The sequence below is a fragment of the Streptomyces niger genome (assembly GCF_000718305.1).
Lineage (GTDB): Bacteria > Actinomycetota > Actinomycetes > Streptomycetales > Streptomycetaceae > Streptomyces > Streptomyces niger.
This window is the reverse complement of the sequence record NZ_JOFQ01000005.1, coordinates 152,421-167,996: the sequence shown is the minus strand read 5'-3', so window position 1 is coordinate 167,996 and position 15,576 is coordinate 152,421. Positions and strand designations below refer to the sequence as shown.

The following is a 15,576-nucleotide window of genomic DNA, read 5'->3' as shown; positions in this document are numbered from 1 at the left end:
CCGGGCGGTCCCGGCCTCCGGCCTGTTGGGCTCTCCGCGGTGCCTGCCCGTGATCACGGCGTTCATGGCAGCGGTGCCTCGCGGTCAGGTCCGGCGGGCGTAGGACGCAAGGCGATCGGCGAACGCGGTGACGAGGTCGCGCAGTTCATCGGGGCGTTCGATGACGAACGGACGGCCGAGTGAGGCGAGTACCGGAGGCAGCCAGTCGAGCCGCTCCGCCCGCAGTTCGACGCGCAGCCAGCGCTCGGCCGCCCGGTCCTGGCCTGCCGCGGGCGCGTACTCCGCCAGGCTCGCGACGCTGGCGGGAAGGTGGGCGCGGATCTGCCCGACCGTCCCGTGGATCCGCAAGGTCACCTCGTGCCGGTACTCGGCCGTGGCGAACGCCGACAACACGCGCTGGGCCGGACCGGGGCCCACGGGTGCTTCGAACGATCCGGGCAGGGCCCGCGCGTCTGCGATGCGATCGAGCCGGAAGGTGCGGTCCTCGCCGATCCGGGCGTCCTGGCCCGTGACGTACCACCGGCCCGCATGGGCGACGATCCCGTAGGCGTGCAGCGTGCGTTCGCTGCGCCGTCCGTCGCGGTCGGTGTAGCGGATCGAGACCGGTCGGCGGTGGTGCACCGCATCGGCGAGGGTGAGCAGGACCCCGGCGTCCGGGGTGTCGACATCACCGGGCTGATCCGTGAAGGCGAGAGCTCCCAGGAGCGTGTCGAGCCGACGGGCGACGTGCTTGGGCAGCACCCGCCGGATCTTCGCCGACGCCGTCTCGCTTGCCGAGTGCTCCGTCGTCGTCAGCCCTGCTCGGCGGCCGGCGACCAGGCCGAGCAGCACGGCCAGCGCCTCGTCGTCGCTGAGCATGAGCGGAGGCAAGCGGTACCCGGAGGCGAGCCGGTAGCCGCCGTAGCGGCCGCGCACGGATTCCACGGGCACGTCCAGGTCGATCAGCTGGTCCACATACCGCCGCACGGTGCGCCCCTCGACGCCGAGCCGGTCGGCGAGTTCGGCCACCGTCCGGGTGCCGCCCGACTGCAGCAGCTCCAGGAGTGTCAGCACGCGGGCAGTGGGGCGAGGCATTTTCGCAGCCTAACGCGAATACAGGACCGATTCTGTCCACTATTTCTCCTAGCCTGCGCCGTGCACACCCCCGGCACAGCCAAGGAGATTCCCATGGAGTTCGTCTCGATCCGCATCATCACCGGCGACGTGGCGCGCCTCGTCGAGTTCTACGAGCGAGCCACAGGGGCGCGGGCGACGTGGGCCACCGAGGACTTCGCCGAACTCAAGACCGCGGGCGCCACCCTCGCGATCGCCGGCACCCGCACCGTCCCGCTGTTCGCCCCGGGCTCTGCCCGCCCGGCGGACAACCACAGCGTGATCATCGAGTTCCTCGTCGACGACGTGGACCGCGTTCACCAGAACCTGACCGGCTTCGTCACCGACTTCGTCAACGGGCCCACCACGATGCCCTGGGGCAACCGGTCGCTGCTGTTCCGCGACCCGGACGGCAACCTCGTCAACTTCTTCACACCCGTCACCCCGGCGGCCATCGAAAAGTTCGCACGCTGACGCAGGCGTACGAAAGCGGCCCCGCCGCCCCCGGTGAGGGGAGCGGCGGGGCCGCCGGCGGCTGCGGCTCAGTACAGCACCCAGAGGGAGATGCTGCCCTTGTTGTCGACGCAGGTGGCGTCCTTGTAGTGCTTCTTCGCCTTGGGGATCTCCGCCTTGCACGCGGCCATGTCGGGGAACACCGCGGGACCGCCGGCGACGTTGTGCCAGCTGGCGGCGGAGGCGGAGCCGGCGGCCGACAACGGAATGGCCACCGCGGCGGCAGCGACGGCAACGCCGTAAGTCATTCGCTTACGCCACGACTTCATACGTCTCTCCTCAGGTAAGTCGTCTGTTCCACACCCAGGAACCCAGGTGTCCCGGAGGCACCAGGGCCCCTGCGCAGGCCTCGGGCAGGCCCGCGATCCGCGGGAAAGTGCCGGATCAGGTCGCGTAGAAGGGCGTCAGCTCGAACGTGCCGGGCTTGGATCCCACCATGCAGGCGTAGTTCGTGATCTTCCCCTGGGCCTTCAGCGCCTTGCCCCAGTTGATGCAGTCCTGCATGTTGCCCTTCCCCACGATGTCCGCTCCCTGCCGCTCGCCGGCCTGAGCCACTCCGGCGGCAACACCGGAGAGCGCCAGGACACTGGCGCCGACAACGGCGGCTTTCTTGAGGGTCTTGCGCATGCTTCGCTCCCTTTCGTCGGGGGCCGCACGCCGGTATGGCGCGCGGCTGCTCGGAGACGAGACGCGCCCTGAACCACCGGGCGCTGCAAGGAGATTGCCGACCGCCGCTGATGATCCACTTCTGTACGACTAACGTTTCACTAACCTTTGAGAAGGACCGCCGAGCACGGAACCCACGGCTCCCGTTCCCGCGTCTGCCTCGCTGATCGCAGCCGGAAAGACCGGCCGGAACGGGATTCGAGGAACCACGTATGAAGCGCATCGTCATGGCATTGGTCGCGGTCGCCGTAGTGGCGCTGACCGCGACGGTGCTGGTCTTGAACACGGCCCCCGACGGGGCGGTCCTCACCGCGAGCGGGGACACACACGTGGTGCCGCGCGCGGCGGTGGAGAAGCACGCGGTGGAGGACTACGGCCGCCCCCTGCGCGACGAGGCGCCGGACTCGGTGAACTGCGCGGGCGACCTGCGCGCGAAGAAGGCGGAGAGCGTGGAGTGCACCGCCGACTTCGAGGGCAAGCGCAAGCCGATGACGATCTCCGTGACCGAGGTGGACGGCGACCGGGTGACGGTCGACTTCGCGGTGCTGAACAAGAGCGCGTAGGACACCGGCGGCCAGCAGGCGGCTGAGGCCGGGGCCCGCCGCTGAGGCTGAGGGGTCAGCTGACGGACACCGTGACGACCAGGATGCTCTCGCGGCGTACAGCGGTCAGGTGGAACACGATGACGTACGAGCCGTCCGCTGCGTACCCGTCCGCGGACCGGAGCCCCGGCGACACGCCCTGATACGAAGCGCCGTCCTCCAGGAACTCACCGATGCTCCAAAGCCTGGACCTCGGCCTCAGCGGCGCGCAGGATCGCTGCGATCTCCTCTGCCGCGGACTGCCTCGTCGTCGCCAGCGTCGAGGAGATCCAGCTCGGGATGGGGGAGGACCTCCTGCGTCACGCACGAGCGATGCTCGCCGACCCGAAGGTGAGGGATGCGGAGTTCCGGTACCTGTCGCGCTGCCTCACCGAGGCGTTGGGAGACGTGCTGCGGGTGGTGGACTGCCGGGCTCACGCCTGGGGTGAGGTGAGCATCACAGGGTGAAGATGTGCCCCTGTTCGTAAAGACCCCGGATGTGTGCGGTGTTAACGGGAACATGAGCTCGCGGGGGCGACGGGACGACAACGACTGCTGATCGAAAGGGAGTCAACGTGACCGTGCATACGGAGGACAAGGCCGGGGTCCATGGGGCCGGGTCGGCCGCGCTCCACGCCGAGCTGGTCCGGCGCAATCCCGGGGAACCGGAGTTCCACCAGGCCGCGCTGGAGGTTCTGGAGACGCTGGATCCCGTGCTCGACGCGCGTCCCGAGCTGGCCGACGCCCGCATTCTGGAGCGGCTCGTGGAGCCGGAGCGGCAGATCATGTTCCGGGTGCCGTGGCTGGACGACCGGGGCCGGGTGCAGGTCAACCGGGGCTTCCGGGTGGAGTTCAACAGCGCGCTCGGCCCGTACAAGGGCGGCCTGCGCTTCCACTCCTCGGTCAACCTCGGCATCGTGAAGTTCCTCGGCTTCGAGCAGATCTTCAAGAACGCGCTGACGGGGCTCAACATCGGCGGTGGCAAGGGCGGCAGCGACTTCGACCCGCACGGCCGGTCCGACGCGGAGGTCATGCGGTTCTGCCAGTCCTTCATGACCGAGCTGCACCGCCACCTCGGGGAGCACACGGACGTACCGGCCGGTGACATCGGCGTCGGCGGCCGCGAGATCGGCTACCTCTTCGGGCAGTACCGGCGGATCACCAACCGCTGGGAGTCCGGTGTGCTCACCGGCAAGGGCCTGGACTGGGGCGGCTCGCGGGCCCGTACGGAGGCCACCGGCTACGGGAACGTGCTGTTCACCGTGGAGATGCTGAGGCAGCGGGGCGAGGACCTGGACGGCCTGCAGGTCGCGGTCTCCGGCTCCGGCAACGTCGCGATCTACAGCATCGAGAAGGCGCAGGCCCTCGGCGCGAACGTGCTGACCTGCTCGGACTCCGGCGGATACGTCGTGGACGAGAAGGGCATCGATCTTGAACTGTTGAAGCAGATCAAGGAGGTCGAGCGCGGGCGCATCAGCGAGTACGCGGAGCGGCGCGGCGCCTCGGCGACGTACGTGCCCGGCGAGTCCGTGTGGGACGTCCCCGTGGACGTGGCGCTGCCCTCGGCCACCCAGAACGAGCTGGACGAGGACGCCGCGCGGGTCCTGGTGAGCAATGGGGTGAAGGCGGTCTCGGAGGGCGCGAACATGCCCACGACGCCGGGCGCCATCGCGGTGTTCCGGGAGGCCGGCGTGGCCTTCGGGCCCGGCAAGGCGGCCAATGCGGGCGGCGTCGGGACGAGCGCGCTGGAGATGCGGCAGAACGCCGCGCGGGAGACGTGGACGTTCGAGCGTACGGAGGGCGAGCTCGCGGCCATCATGCGCAACATCCACGACACCTGCTTCGAGACGGCGGAGCGGTTCGGGCACCCGGGCGACTACGTGGCGGGCGCGAACATCGCCGGCTTCGAGCGGGTCGCGGACGCGATGCTGGCGCAGGGGCTGATCTGACCGCGGCCGTGTCCGGCCCCTGAGGTGGCGGGGGCGGGGGCGGTACGCGCCGTCCGTGCCCGTTCGCGGCCCCGCGCCCGCCCGCCCGTATGGTTGCAGTATGAACATTTGCGTCTTCTGCTCCGCCGCCGACCTCGACGAGCGCTACACCACCCCCGCCCGCGAGTTCGCCGAGCTGATCGGCAAGGGCGGCCACGCGTTGGTCTGGGGCGGCTCGGACACCGGCCTGATGAAGGTCATGGCCGACGGCGTGCAGGAGAACGGCGGCCGGCTCATCGGCATCTCGGTGGAGTTCCTGGCCCACAAGGCGCGCGCGGGCGCGGACGAGATGGTGATCACCGCGGACCTCGCCGAGCGCAAGGCCGCGCTGCTCGCCCGCGCCGACGCCATCGTCGTGATGGTCGGCGGCACCGGAACGCTGGACGAGGCCACCGAGATCCTGGAGCTCAAGAAGCACGGTCTCAACGCCAAGCCCGTCGTCGTCCTCAACACCAACGGGTTCTACGACGGCCTCCGGGAGCAGTTCCGGCGCATGGAGGCGGAGAACTTCCTCCCCGTGCCGCTCACCGAGCTGGCCTTCTTCGCGGAGGACGGCGTCGGCGCGCTGGCCTACCTGGAGGAGCAGGCGGGCATCCAGGTCTGAGGCGTCCGCCCCGCCCCGCACCGCCCCCACCGCAGCGCACCGCCCCGCACCGCCCCGCACCGCCCCGTACGTCCCCCTTGTGCGGACCTGTCGTTAGGATCGAGACCATGGGTACGCACTTGATCACCGGCGCAGGATCGGGCATCGGGACGGCGGTCGCGCGGCGGCTGGCCGACCGCGGCGAGGAACTGTGGCTGCTGGCCCGGGACGCGGGCCGCGCCAAGGAGCTGGCCGACCAGTTCCCCGGGGCCCGCACGGTCGTCGGTGACCTCGGCGTCCCCGAGAAGCTCGCGTGGGCGCTCGGCCACCAGACGCTGCCGGACCGGCTGGACTCCGTCCTGCACATCGCCGGCGTCGTCGAGCTGGGCGCGATCGCCGACCTGCCCGCCAAGAGCTGGCAGCGCCAGCTGACCGCCAACCTGGTCGCGCCGGCCGAGCTGACCCGCCTCTTCCTGCCGCAGCTGCGGCTCGCGCAGGGCCACGTGGTCTTCGTGAACTCCGGGGCCGGGCTGCGCGCGAACCCGCAGTGGGGCGCGTACGCGGCCAGCAAGCACGGCCTGAAGGCGCTCGCCGACGCGCTGCGTGCCGAGGAGCACGAGAACGGCGTCCGCGTCACCTCCGTGTACCCGGGGCGCACCGCGACCGCCATGCAGGCCAGCGTGCACCAGCAGGAGGGCAAGGAGTACGACCCGTCCCGCTGGATCGACCCGGAGTCGATCGCGACGACGGTCCTCACGGCCCTCGACCTGCCGCGCGACGCGGAGATCACCGACCTGTCGGTGCGCCCGGGGAGCTGACCGCCGGTACCGGGTCGATGCCCGGCGGTGCCGTGTCCGTGCCCCGGGGCACGGACACGGCACCGCCCTTCGGGCACATAGGGTCGGACGCGTGAGCGACAAGACCACCACCCCTTGGAGCGCCGGCGCGGCCACCGGTATCGGGTCGATGCCCGGCGGTGACGCGCGGGAGGCCGCGAAGACCGTCACCGGCTCCCTCGAACGGCTGCCGTACCTGCCCGAACTGCCCGCCCGCGGGCCCGGCGCCGACATGATCGGCCGGACCGCCGGGCTGCTCGTCGAGGTGTACGCGCACGTGGAGCCCAGCGGCTGGCGGATCAGCGACCGGCCCGGCCGCGACACCCGCCGCGCCCGCTCCTGGCTCGGCGAGGACCTCGACGCGCTGGAGGAGTTCACGCAGGGGTACGAGGGCGCGCTGAAGGTCTCGGCCGTCGGGCCGTGGACGCTGGCCGCCGCCCTGGAGCTGCGCAACGGTGAGGCCGCGCTGAGCGACCCCGGCGCCTGCCGGGACCTGGCCGCCTCGCTGGCGGAGGGGCTGCGCGGACACCTGGCGGACGTACGGCGGCGGGTACCGGGCGCGCGGCTCGTGCTCCAGCTGGACGAGCCGTCGCTGACCGCCGTGCTGCGCGGCAGCGTGAAGACCGCGAGCGGCTACCGGACCCACCGGGCCGTGGACCGCGCCGTCGTCGAGGGCGCGCTGCGCGACATCATCGACGCGGCGGGCGGCGCGCAGGAGGGCGGCACCCCCGTCGTCGTGCACTCCTGCGCGCCGGACGTGCCGTTCGCGCTGCTGCGCCGGGCCGGCGCCACCGGTATCGCGTGTGACTTCTCGTTGCTCACCGAGCGTGACGACGAGACGATCGGGGAGGCGGTCGAGGGCGGTACGACACTCTTCGCCGGGGTCGTACCGGGCACTGACGGCCCATTGTCAGACCCTGCCGGTAGCGTCATGGGTGTCAGGACGCTGTGGCGCAGGCTGGGGCTGAATCCGGGGACTCTCAGCGAGTCCGTGGTGATCACTCCCGCGTGCGGGCTCGCGGGCGCTTCGCCCGAATATGCCCGTAAGGTGCTCGCCCATTGCGTCCGGGCGGCGGGATCGCTCGCGGACAACCCTGAGTGAGCGCACTCAAGGACACGGGAGGACAGACGGTGGCCGGCGAAGAGCAGACCGGACAGGCGGTGGACGACGCGGCGGGAGCCGGCGTGCCCTCGGAGGCGCGCGAGCGGCACCAGCGGCTCGCGGAGCAGATCGAGGAGCACCGCTTCCGGTATTACGTCAAGGACGCTCCGATCGTCAGCGACGCGGAGTTCGACAAGCTGCTGCGCTCCCTGGAGAAGCTGGAGGAGGAGCACCCGCCGCTGCGGACGCCCGACTCGCCCACCCAGAAGGTCGCGGGGGCCTACGAGACGGAGTTCACGGAGGTCGCCCACCGCGAGCGCATGCTCTCGCTGGACAACGCCTTCGACGACGAGGAGCTGGCCGCCTGGGCGGAGCGGCTGGCGACGGAGCTCGGCGGCGACCCGAAGTCGGCGGGGTACCACTTCCTGTGCGAGCTGAAGGTCGACGGCCTGGCGGTCAACCTCACGTACGAGCACGGCCGGCTGACCCGCGCCGCCACCCGCGGCGACGGCCGCACGGGCGAGGACATCACGCCGAACGTCCGCACCATCGCGGAGATCCCGGACCGGCTGGCGGGCGACCGGATCCCGGAGCTGGTGGAGATCCGTGGCGAGGTCTTCTTCCCCATGGAGAAGTTCGAGCAGCTCAACGCCCGCCTGGTCGAGGACGGCAAGCCCCCGTTCGCCAACCCGCGCAACGCGGCGGCCGGTTCGCTGCGCCAGAAGGACCCCAAGGTCACGGCGACCCGCCCGCTGCACATGGTGGTGCACGGCATCGGCGCCCGTGAGGGCTTCGACATCGACCGCCAGTCGCAGGCGTACGACCTGCTGCGCGAGTGGGGCCTGCCGACGGCCCTGCACAACAAGGTCGTCGACTCCCTCGCCGGGGTGCGGGAGTTCATCGCGTACTACGGCGACCACCGGCACGACGTCGAGCACGAGATCGACGGCGTCGTGGTCAAGCTCGACGAGGTCCCGCTGCAGGGCCGCCTCGGGGCGACCTCGCGCGCCCCGCGCTGGGCCATCGCGTGGAAGTACCCCCCGGAGGAGGTCAACACCAAGCTGCTGGACATCCGGGTGGGTGTGGGGCGGACGGGCCGGGTGACGCCGTACGCGGTCGTGGAGCCCATCATGGTGGCCGGCTCCGAGGTCGAGTTCGCCACGCTGCACAACCAGGACGTGGTCAAGGCCAAGGGCGTCTTCATCGGGGACACGGTCGTGCTGCGCAAGGCGGGCGACGTCATCCCCGAGATCCTGGGGCCGGTGGCGGACCTGCGGGACGGCAGCGAGCGGGAGTTCGTGATGCCCGCCGAGTGCCCGGAGTGCGGGACGAAGCTGCAGCCGGCCAAGGAGGGCGACGTCGACCTGCGCTGCCCGAACGCCCGGGGCTGCCCGGCGCAGCTGCGGGAGCGCCTCTTCTATCTCGCGGGCCGCAAGAGCCTGGACATCGAGAACTTCGGGTACGTCGCGGCGACCGCGCTGACCCAGCCGCTGGAGCCGGCCGAGCCGCCGCTGAAGGACGAGGGCGACCTCTTCGGGCTCTCCATCGAGCAGTTGCTGCCCATCAAGTCCTACGTCCTGGACCCGGACAGCGGGCTGCCCAAGCGGGACCCGAAGACCGGCGAGGAGAAGGTCGTCACCTTCTTCGCCAACCAGAAGGGCGAGCCGAAGAAGAACGCCCTGGCGATGCTGGAGAACATCCAGGCCGCCAAGGAGCGCCCACTGGCCCGCATCCTGACGGGCCTTTCGATCCGGCACGTGGGGCCGGTCGCGGCGCAGGCGCTGGCCATGGAGTTCCGTTCGCTGGACCGGATCCGGGAGGCGAGCGAGGAGGAACTGGCCGCGGTCGAGGGCGTCGGAGGCACCATCGCCGCCTCCCTGAAGCAGTGGTTCGAGGAGGAGTGGCACCGCGACATCGTGGAGAAGTGGCGGGCCGCCGGGGTGCGGATGGAGGAGGAAAGCACCGGGGACGAAGGCCCGAGGCCGCTGGAGGGCGTCACCGTCGTCGTAACGGGAACACTTCAATCACACACCCGAGACGGCGCGAAGGAAGCGCTGCAACGCCTTGGAGCGAAAGTGACTGGTTCTGTCTCGAAGAAGACCGGTTTCGTCGTTGTAGGCGACAATCCTGGGTCGAAATATGACAAGGCTATGCAGTTGAAGGTGCCCGTGCTGGATGATGACGGATTCGCGGTGCTGCTCCAAGAGGGCCCCGATGCCGCGCGAGCGGTAGCCGTCACACCTCCGGAGGAGGAGTGAGCAAGCCACTCCTTCGGTGCATACCAGACGCTTACGGGTGGTCGGGTCGCATTCGGGCAACCGCTGCCGATCGCTGCCCGTGGCGGCCTTCTGCGGCCTACTGTTGAGGGGTGCGCCTGCCGTGGCGCGGGCACAGCCGGCTGTGAGAGGGATCGGAATGGAACCGACCGACAGCGCCGCTCCGGCGTCGCGGCTCCGGCGGCTCGTCATGCCCGCGTTGCCCGCCGCCGTGGTCCTGACGGCCGCCCTGGTGCTCGTGACGGGCGTGATCATGACGATCGGAGGCGGTGCCGCGCTCTTCCCGCGCGGCGCCGTCGGCTGGTCGCTGGCCGTCCTCACCGGAGTCATCGTCGGGCATCTCGTCGCCATCGGCAGGGACCGCTGGTCCGGCGGCACCGGCTCCGGTGCCGCACTGGCCCTCGCGGTCCTGCTGATGTACGGCTGGGTGCCCGCCGCGCTCATCAGCCTCTCCGTCGTGGTCCTGGTCGGCGCGGCGCGCCGACAACGCTGGCGGCAGGCGGTGGTGCAGGGCGCGATCGACGTACTGGGCCTGGGCGCCGCGGCGCTGGGCCTCGCCGCCTTCGGCATCACCACCGGTGTCCCGGAGCCCGGCGCCTCGGGCGAGTGGGACCTCTCCGTCCTGCCGCCGGCGCTCGGCGCGGCGCTGGTGTATCTCGCGGTCACCCGGGCCCTGATGTGGTTCCTGATGGGCTCGCGCAACGGCCGGCTGCCGTCCATCGCGCGCCGCGCGGTGACCCGGCAGGCCCTGGTCGGCATCGCGCTGGTGGGCATAGCCCCGCTGATCGTGGTGGTCGCCGAGCACGCCCCGCTGCTGCTGCCGCTCTTCGCCGTCCCGCTCATCGCGCTGGACTCCACCCTGTGGATCGCCCGGGCGCGCGCCGAGGAGCAGCTGCGCGACCCGCTGACCGGCCTGCCGAACCGGCAGTGGCTGCTGGAGCGGACCTGGAGCGCGCTGGACGACGCCGAGCGGGTCGGCGCCCGCGCGGCCCTGGTCCTGATCGACCTGGACCGTTTCCGTTCGGTCAACGACACCCTCGGGCACCTCGCGGGCGACCGCCTGCTGCTGCAGATCGCCGAGCGGCTGCGGCACGCCCTGCCCCGCGGAGCGGAGGCCGCGCGGCTGGGCGGTGACGAGTTCGCGGTGCTGCTGCCCACCGCCGACTCGCTCACCAGCGCGCAGCGGGTGGCCCGTTCGCTTGTGGCCGCGCTGGGCTCGCCCCTCGACCTGGACGGGCTGACGCTGGTGCTCGAGGCGAGCGCCGGCGTCGCCGTCTATCCGGACCACGCGCTGGACGCCGAGGGCCTGCTGCGCCGCGCGGACGTCGCGATGTACCAGGCCAAGCGGGACCGCAGCGGCGTCGAGGTCTACGAGGCCAAGCGCGACGGCAACACGCCCGACCGGCTCGGCCTCCTCGGCGACCTGCGCCGGGCGCTGGACGCCGGCGAGGTCGAGCTGCACTACCAGCCCAAGGTGCGCTTCGACGGCCAGGTGGCCGGTCTGGAGGCGCTGGTGCGCTGGGTGCACCCGGACCGGGGGAGAGTCCCTCCCGACGAGTTCATCGCCATCGCCGAGTCCTCCGGGCTGATGCCGCGGCTGACCGAGTACGTCCTGGAGACCGCGCTCGGGCAGGTGGCGCGGTGGCGCGCCGACGGCCTGGAGGTCCCCGTCGCGGTCAACGTCTCCCCGCGCGACGTGCACACCCCCGGGTTCGCCGGCGCGGTCGCCGCGCGGCTGGCCCGGCACGGCGTACCGCCGGGCTCGCTCCAGCTGGAGATCACCGAGCACGTGCTGCTGGAGGACCCGCAGCGGGCCGCCGACACGCTCAACGGCCTGACCGGGCACGGCGTGAAGATGTCGCTCGACGACTTCGGCACCGGCTACAGCTCGCTGGTGCACCTGCGGCGGCTGCCCGTCAGCGAGCTGAAGATCGACCGCTCGTTCGTGGCGCGGCTCGCGGTGGACAACGAGGACGCCGAGATCGTCCGCTGCACCCTCGACCTCGCGCACTCCCTCGGCCTGCTCGTCGTCGCCGAGGGCGTCGAGGACGACGAGACCTGGGAGCGGCTGCGGGACCTGGGCTGCGACGCGGTCCAGGGGTGGCTGGTGGCCGCGGCGATGCCGCCGGACGAGACGACGGCGTGGCTGCGGGCGCGCGAGCACCACGGTTGGCGCCGCGAGTCGGACGGTTCGCCGTCCGACTCAGAGGAGGCCGACCGGCCCTCCGGCCAGGTCGTGAAGTAGCTCACCCGGCCTCCGGCGGGCTCCGGCGGAAAGCGTTTCGCGGTCACGACTCCGCGCGCCATAGGATTGGGGCGAAAACTCCACCGGAAACCAGCAGAGGATCGCTGCATGCCTGGCATCACGCGCGAGGAGGTCGCCCACCTCGCACGGCTGGCACGTCTGGAGCTGAAGGACGAAGAGCTCGACCACTTCGCCGGACAGCTCGACGACATCATCGGCGCGGTAGCCCGCGTCTCCGAGGTCGCCGACCAAGACGTTCCGCCGACCTCCCACCCGCTGCCCCTGACGAACGTCATGCGGGCGGACGAGGTGCGCCCGTCGCTCACCCCCGAGCAGGCGCTCTCCGGCGCCCCCGCCCAGGAGCAGCAGCGATTCAAGGTGCCGCAGATCCTGGGGGAGGAGTGACCGAGATGGCAGCGCACGAACTGATCAAGCTGACCGCCGCGGAGACCGCGGCGAAGATCGCGGCCGGTGAGGTCACCGCCGTCGAGGTCACCGAGGCCCACCTGGCCCGGATCGAGGCCGTGGACGAGAAGGTGCACGCCTTCCTGCACGTCGACCGGGAGGGCGCGCTCGCCCAGGCCCGCGCCGTGGACGCCAAGCGCGAGCGCGGCGAGAAGCTCGGCCCGCTGGCCGGCGTGCCGCTGGCCCTGAAGGACATCTTCACCACCGAGGGGATTCCCACCACGGTCGGTTCGAAGATCCTGGAGGGCTGGCTCCCGCCGTACGACGCGACGCTGACCAAGAAGCTCAAGGCCGCCGACGTCGTCATCCTCGGCAAGACCAACATGGACGAGTTCGCCATGGGGTCGTCGACGGAGAACAGCGCGTACGGCCCGACCGGCAACCCGTGGGACCTCACCCGCATCCCCGGCGGCTCCGGCGGCGGCTCGTCCGCGGCCCTGGCCTCGTACGAGGCGCCGCTGGCGATCGGTACGGACACTGGCGGTTCGATCCGCCAGCCCGCGGCCGTCACCGGCACGGTCGGCGTGAAGCCCACCTACGGCGGCGTCTCCCGCTACGGCATGGTGGCGTTCTCCTCCTCCCTGGACCAGGGCGGGCCCTGCGCCCGTACGGTCCTGGACGCGGCGCTGCTGCACGAGGCGATCGCGGGCCACGACCCGATGGACTCCACCTCCATCGACGCGCCGGTCCCGGCGGTCGTCGAGGCCGCCCGCAACGGCTCGGTGCAGGGCATGCGCGTCGGCGTGGTGAAGCAGTTCCGCGGCGAGGGCTACCAGGCCGGCGTCCTCCAGCGGTTCGACGAGTCCGTCGCGCTGATGAAGGAGCTGGGCGCCGAAATCGTCGAGCTGGACTGCCCGTCCTTCGACCTCGCGCTGGCCGCGTACTACCTCATCGCGCCCTCGGAGTGCTCCTCCAACCTGGCCCGCTTCGACGCCATGCGCTACGGCCTGCGGGTCGGCGACGACGGCACGAAGTCCGCCGAGGACGTCACGGCCCTGACCCGCGAAGCCGGCTTCGGCGACGAGGTCAAGCGTCGGATCATCCTCGGTACGTACGCGCTCAGCTCCGGCTACTACGACGCGTACTACGGCTCCGCGCAGAAGGTGCGGACGCTGATCACCCGCGAGTTCGAGCAGGCCTTCGAGCAGGTCGACGTGATCGTCTCGCCGACCACGCCCACCACCGCCTTCCCGATCGGCGAGCGCGCCGACGACCCGATGGCGATGTACCTCGCGGACGTGTGCACGCTCCCCGTGAACCTCGCGGGCAACGCGGCCATGTCGCTGCCCTGCGGTCTCGCGCCCGAGGACGGGCTGCCCGTGGGCCTGCAGATCATCGCCCCCACCATGAAGGACGACCGGCTCTACAAGGTCGGTGCCGCCGTCGAGGCCGCCTTCGTGGAAAAGTGGGGCCACCCGCTGCTCGAGGAGGCACCGTCACTGTGAGCGCCATCACCAAGAAGGCCAAGAACTTCAAGAAGTCCAAGTCGGGTCTGTACCTGTCGATGGGCACCACCGCTTTCGGCGCGCTGAGCGTCGCCAAGCAGGCGAAGCTGGCCCGGCAGGAGAACGACACGCTCCGGCTGATCGACGCGGCCGTCTCGGCCGCGGCGATCGTCACCGGCCTGGCGATCCTCTACCGCGAGCTGAAGCACCTGGGCGACGACGACGTCCTGCTGGGCTGAGGGAGAAAGTTTCACCGTGACTGTCACTGACCTGGTCTCGTACGAGGACGCCCTCGCGACGTACGAGCCCGTCATGGGTCTTGAGGTGCATGTCGAGCTCGGCACCAAGACCAAGATGTTCTGCGGGTGTTCGACGACGCTCGGCGCCGACGCCAACACCCAGACCTGCCCCACCTGCCTGGGCCTGCCCGGCTCGCTCCCGGTCGTCAACGCGACCGGCGTCGAGTCCGCCATCAAGATCGGCCTGGCCCTGAACTGCTCGATCGCCGAGTGGTGCCGCTTCGCCCGGAAGAACTACTTCTATCCGGACATGCCGAAGAACTTCCAGACCTCCCAGTACGACGAGCCGATCGCCTTCGACGGCTACCTCGACGTGCAGCTGGAGGACGGCGAGGTCTTCCGCGTGGAGATCGAGCGCGCCCACATGGAGGAGGACACCGGCAAGTCCACGCACGTGGGCGGCGCGACGGGCCGTATCCACGGCGCCTCGCACTCCCTGCTGGACTACAACCGCGCCGGCATCCCGCTCATCGAGATCGTCACCAAGCCGATCAAGGGTGCGGGCGAGCGCGCCCCCGAGGTCGCCAAGGCGTACGTCGCCGAGCTGCGCGAGCTCATCAAGGCGCTCGGCGTGTCCGAGGCCCGCATGGAGATGGGCCAGATGCGCTGCGACGTGAACCTCTCGCTGATGCCCAAGGGCAGCGAGACGTTCGGCACGCGCTCGGAGACCAAGAACGTCAACTCCCTGCGCAGCGTCGAGCGCGCCGCCCGGTTCGAGATCCAGCGGCACGCCGCGGTGCTCTCCTCCGGCGGCACGGTCGTCCAGGAGACCCGCCACTTCCACGAGGACGACGGCTCCACCACGGCCGGGCGCATCAAGGACAACGCGGAGGACTACCGGTACTTCCCGGAGCCCGACCTGGTGCCGGTCGCCCCGTCCCGCGAGTGGGTCGAGGAGCTGCGCAAGGGCCTGCCCGAGCTGCCGCGCGTCCGCCGCAACCGGCTGCGCGAGGAGTGGGGCATCTCCGAGCACGACATGCAGTCGATCCTCAACGCCGGTGCGGTCGACCTGATCGTCGCCACCACGGAGGCCGGCGCGGACGCCGCGTCGGCGCGCAAGTGGTGGATGGGCGAGCTGGCCCGCCGTGCCAACGAGGACGGCGTCGAGCTCGCCGCGCTGCCGATCACCCCGGTCGACGTGGCGCGCGTCGCCGCGCTGGTCGCCGAGGGCTCCCTCAACGACAAGCTGGCCCGCCAGACCATCGAGGGCGTCCTCGCCGGCGAGGGCACCCCGGACGAGGTCGTCGACAAGCGCGGCCTGAAGGTCGTCTCCGACGAGGGCGCGCTGGGCAAGGCCGTGGACGAGGCCATCGAGTCCAACGCCGCCATCGCCGACAAGATCCGCGGCGGCAAGGTCGCCGCGGCCGGCGCGCTGGTCGGCGCGGTCATGAAGGCCACCCGCGGCCAGGCCGACGCGGCCCGCGTCCGCGAACTGATCCTGGAGAAGCTGGGCGTGGAGGGCTGATTCCGGCCCCCTTACGTATC

16 protein-coding genes are annotated in these 15,576 nt (G+C 71.2%); 13 read left to right on the top strand and 3 right to left on the bottom strand.

Annotated features, from left to right (window positions below):
- Positions 1-84: 84 nt before the first annotated feature.
- A complete protein-coding gene (locus IF20_RS11695) occupies positions 85-1,074 on the bottom strand; it encodes a helix-turn-helix transcriptional regulator (RefSeq protein ID WP_052865033.1) in 990 nt (329 codons plus the stop codon).
- A gap of 93 nt (positions 1,075-1,167) precedes the next feature.
- Here IF20_RS11695 and IF20_RS11690 point away from each other — a divergent pair, with 93 nt between their 5' ends.
- A complete protein-coding gene (locus tag IF20_RS11690; RefSeq protein WP_052865032.1) occupies positions 1,168-1,566 on the top strand; it encodes a VOC family protein in 399 nt (132 codons plus the stop codon).
- Between the two features lie 68 nt (positions 1,567-1,634).
- Here the strand turns inward: IF20_RS11690 and IF20_RS11685 are convergent, their stop codons facing one another.
- Both IF20_RS11685 and IF20_RS11680 read right to left on the bottom strand, forming a co-directional pair.
- Positions 1,635-1,853, bottom strand: a complete 219-nt coding sequence (locus IF20_RS11685) for a hypothetical protein (protein ID WP_234426610.1) — start codon at positions 1,851-1,853, stop codon at positions 1,635-1,637.
- 136 nt (positions 1,854-1,989) lie between these two features.
- Positions 1,990-2,232, bottom strand: coding sequence for a hypothetical protein (locus tag IF20_RS11680; RefSeq protein ID WP_052865030.1), 243 nt, complete (start codon positions 2,230-2,232; stop codon positions 1,990-1,992).
- A 251-nt stretch (positions 2,233-2,483) separates the two neighbouring features.
- On the opposite strand from IF20_RS11680, the gene IF20_RS11675 reads away from it, so the two are divergent.
- The 12 genes from IF20_RS11675 to gatB all read left to right on the top strand — a co-directional run bounded on the left by IF20_RS11675 (position 2,484) and on the right by gatB (position 15,556).
- A complete protein-coding gene (locus IF20_RS11675) occupies positions 2,484-2,834 on the top strand; it encodes a DUF4333 domain-containing protein (RefSeq protein WP_052865029.1) in 351 nt (116 codons plus the stop codon).
- Positions 2,835-3,152: 318 nt separating this feature from the next.
- Positions 3,153-3,320, top strand: a complete 168-nt coding sequence (locus IF20_RS11670) for a hypothetical protein (protein WP_199896560.1) — start codon at positions 3,153-3,155, stop codon at positions 3,318-3,320.
- A gap of 173 nt (positions 3,321-3,493) precedes the next feature.
- A complete protein-coding gene (gene gdhA / locus IF20_RS11665; protein ID WP_407702488.1) occupies positions 3,494-4,801 on the top strand; it encodes an NADP-specific glutamate dehydrogenase in 1,308 nt (435 codons plus the stop codon).
- Between the two features lie 100 nt (positions 4,802-4,901).
- A complete protein-coding gene (locus tag IF20_RS11660; RefSeq protein WP_052865028.1) occupies positions 4,902-5,444 on the top strand; it encodes an LOG family protein in 543 nt (180 codons plus the stop codon).
- A gap of 107 nt (positions 5,445-5,551) precedes the next feature.
- Complete coding sequence (locus IF20_RS11655) at positions 5,552-6,241, top strand: SDR family oxidoreductase (protein WP_052865027.1); 690 nt, start codon at positions 5,552-5,554, stop codon at positions 6,239-6,241.
- A gap of 91 nt (positions 6,242-6,332) precedes the next feature.
- Positions 6,333-7,361, top strand: coding sequence for a methionine synthase (locus IF20_RS11650; protein WP_110944075.1), 1,029 nt, complete (start codon positions 6,333-6,335; stop codon positions 7,359-7,361).
- 29 nt (positions 7,362-7,390) lie between these two features.
- Entirely contained in the window at positions 7,391-9,619 is a 2,229-nt protein-coding gene (gene ligA, locus IF20_RS11645) for an NAD-dependent DNA ligase LigA (RefSeq protein WP_407702487.1), read from the top strand.
- A 157-nt stretch (positions 9,620-9,776) separates the two neighbouring features.
- Complete coding sequence (locus IF20_RS11640) at positions 9,777-11,882, top strand: putative bifunctional diguanylate cyclase/phosphodiesterase (RefSeq protein WP_052865026.1); 2,106 nt, start codon at positions 9,777-9,779, stop codon at positions 11,880-11,882.
- Between the two features lie 108 nt (positions 11,883-11,990).
- A complete protein-coding gene (gene gatC, locus IF20_RS11635) occupies positions 11,991-12,287 on the top strand; it encodes an Asp-tRNA(Asn)/Glu-tRNA(Gln) amidotransferase subunit GatC (protein WP_030258164.1) in 297 nt (98 codons plus the stop codon).
- Positions 12,288-12,292: 5 nt separating this feature from the next.
- Positions 12,293-13,792, top strand: a complete 1,500-nt coding sequence (gatA, locus tag IF20_RS11630; protein ID WP_052865025.1) for an Asp-tRNA(Asn)/Glu-tRNA(Gln) amidotransferase subunit GatA — start codon at positions 12,293-12,295, stop codon at positions 13,790-13,792.
- Positions 13,789-14,031: a hypothetical protein gene (locus IF20_RS11625; protein ID WP_030258159.1), complete on the top strand. Its 243-nt coding sequence runs from the start codon at positions 13,789-13,791 to the stop codon at positions 14,029-14,031. The genes gatA and IF20_RS11625 overlap by 4 nt, the downstream gene beginning before the upstream one ends.
- A 16-nt stretch (positions 14,032-14,047) precedes the next feature.
- Positions 14,048-15,556: an Asp-tRNA(Asn)/Glu-tRNA(Gln) amidotransferase subunit GatB gene (gatB, locus tag IF20_RS11620; RefSeq protein WP_052865024.1), complete on the top strand. Its 1,509-nt coding sequence runs from the start codon at positions 14,048-14,050 to the stop codon at positions 15,554-15,556.
- The last annotated feature ends 20 nt before the right edge of the window (positions 15,557-15,576 follow it).

Bases quoted from the DNA above. Each gene is read 5' to 3' on its own strand.
- IF20_RS11695 (WP_052865033.1), bottom strand. From the start codon at position 1,074: ATGCCTCGCCCCACTGCCCGCGTGCTGACACTCCTGGAGCTGCTGCAG.
- IF20_RS11690 (WP_052865032.1), top strand. From the start codon at position 1,168: ATGGAGTTCGTCTCGATCCGCATCATCACCGGCGACGTGGCGCGCCTC.
- IF20_RS11685 (WP_234426610.1), bottom strand. From the start codon at position 1,853: ATGACTTACGGCGTTGCCGTCGCTGCCGCCGCGGTGGCCATTCCGTTG.
- IF20_RS11680 (WP_052865030.1), bottom strand. From the start codon at position 2,232: ATGCGCAAGACCCTCAAGAAAGCCGCCGTTGTCGGCGCCAGTGTCCTG.
- IF20_RS11675 (WP_052865029.1), top strand. From the start codon at position 2,484: ATGAAGCGCATCGTCATGGCATTGGTCGCGGTCGCCGTAGTGGCGCTG.
- IF20_RS11670 (WP_199896560.1), top strand. From the start codon at position 3,153: ATGGGGGAGGACCTCCTGCGTCACGCACGAGCGATGCTCGCCGACCCG.
- IF20_RS11660 (WP_052865028.1), top strand. From the start codon at position 4,902: ATGAACATTTGCGTCTTCTGCTCCGCCGCCGACCTCGACGAGCGCTAC.
- IF20_RS11655 (WP_052865027.1), top strand. From the start codon at position 5,552: ATGGGTACGCACTTGATCACCGGCGCAGGATCGGGCATCGGGACGGCG.
- IF20_RS11640 (WP_052865026.1), top strand. From the start codon at position 9,777: ATGGAACCGACCGACAGCGCCGCTCCGGCGTCGCGGCTCCGGCGGCTC.
- gatC (WP_030258164.1), top strand. From the start codon at position 11,991: ATGCCTGGCATCACGCGCGAGGAGGTCGCCCACCTCGCACGGCTGGCA.
- gatA (WP_052865025.1), top strand. From the start codon at position 12,293: ATGGCAGCGCACGAACTGATCAAGCTGACCGCCGCGGAGACCGCGGCG.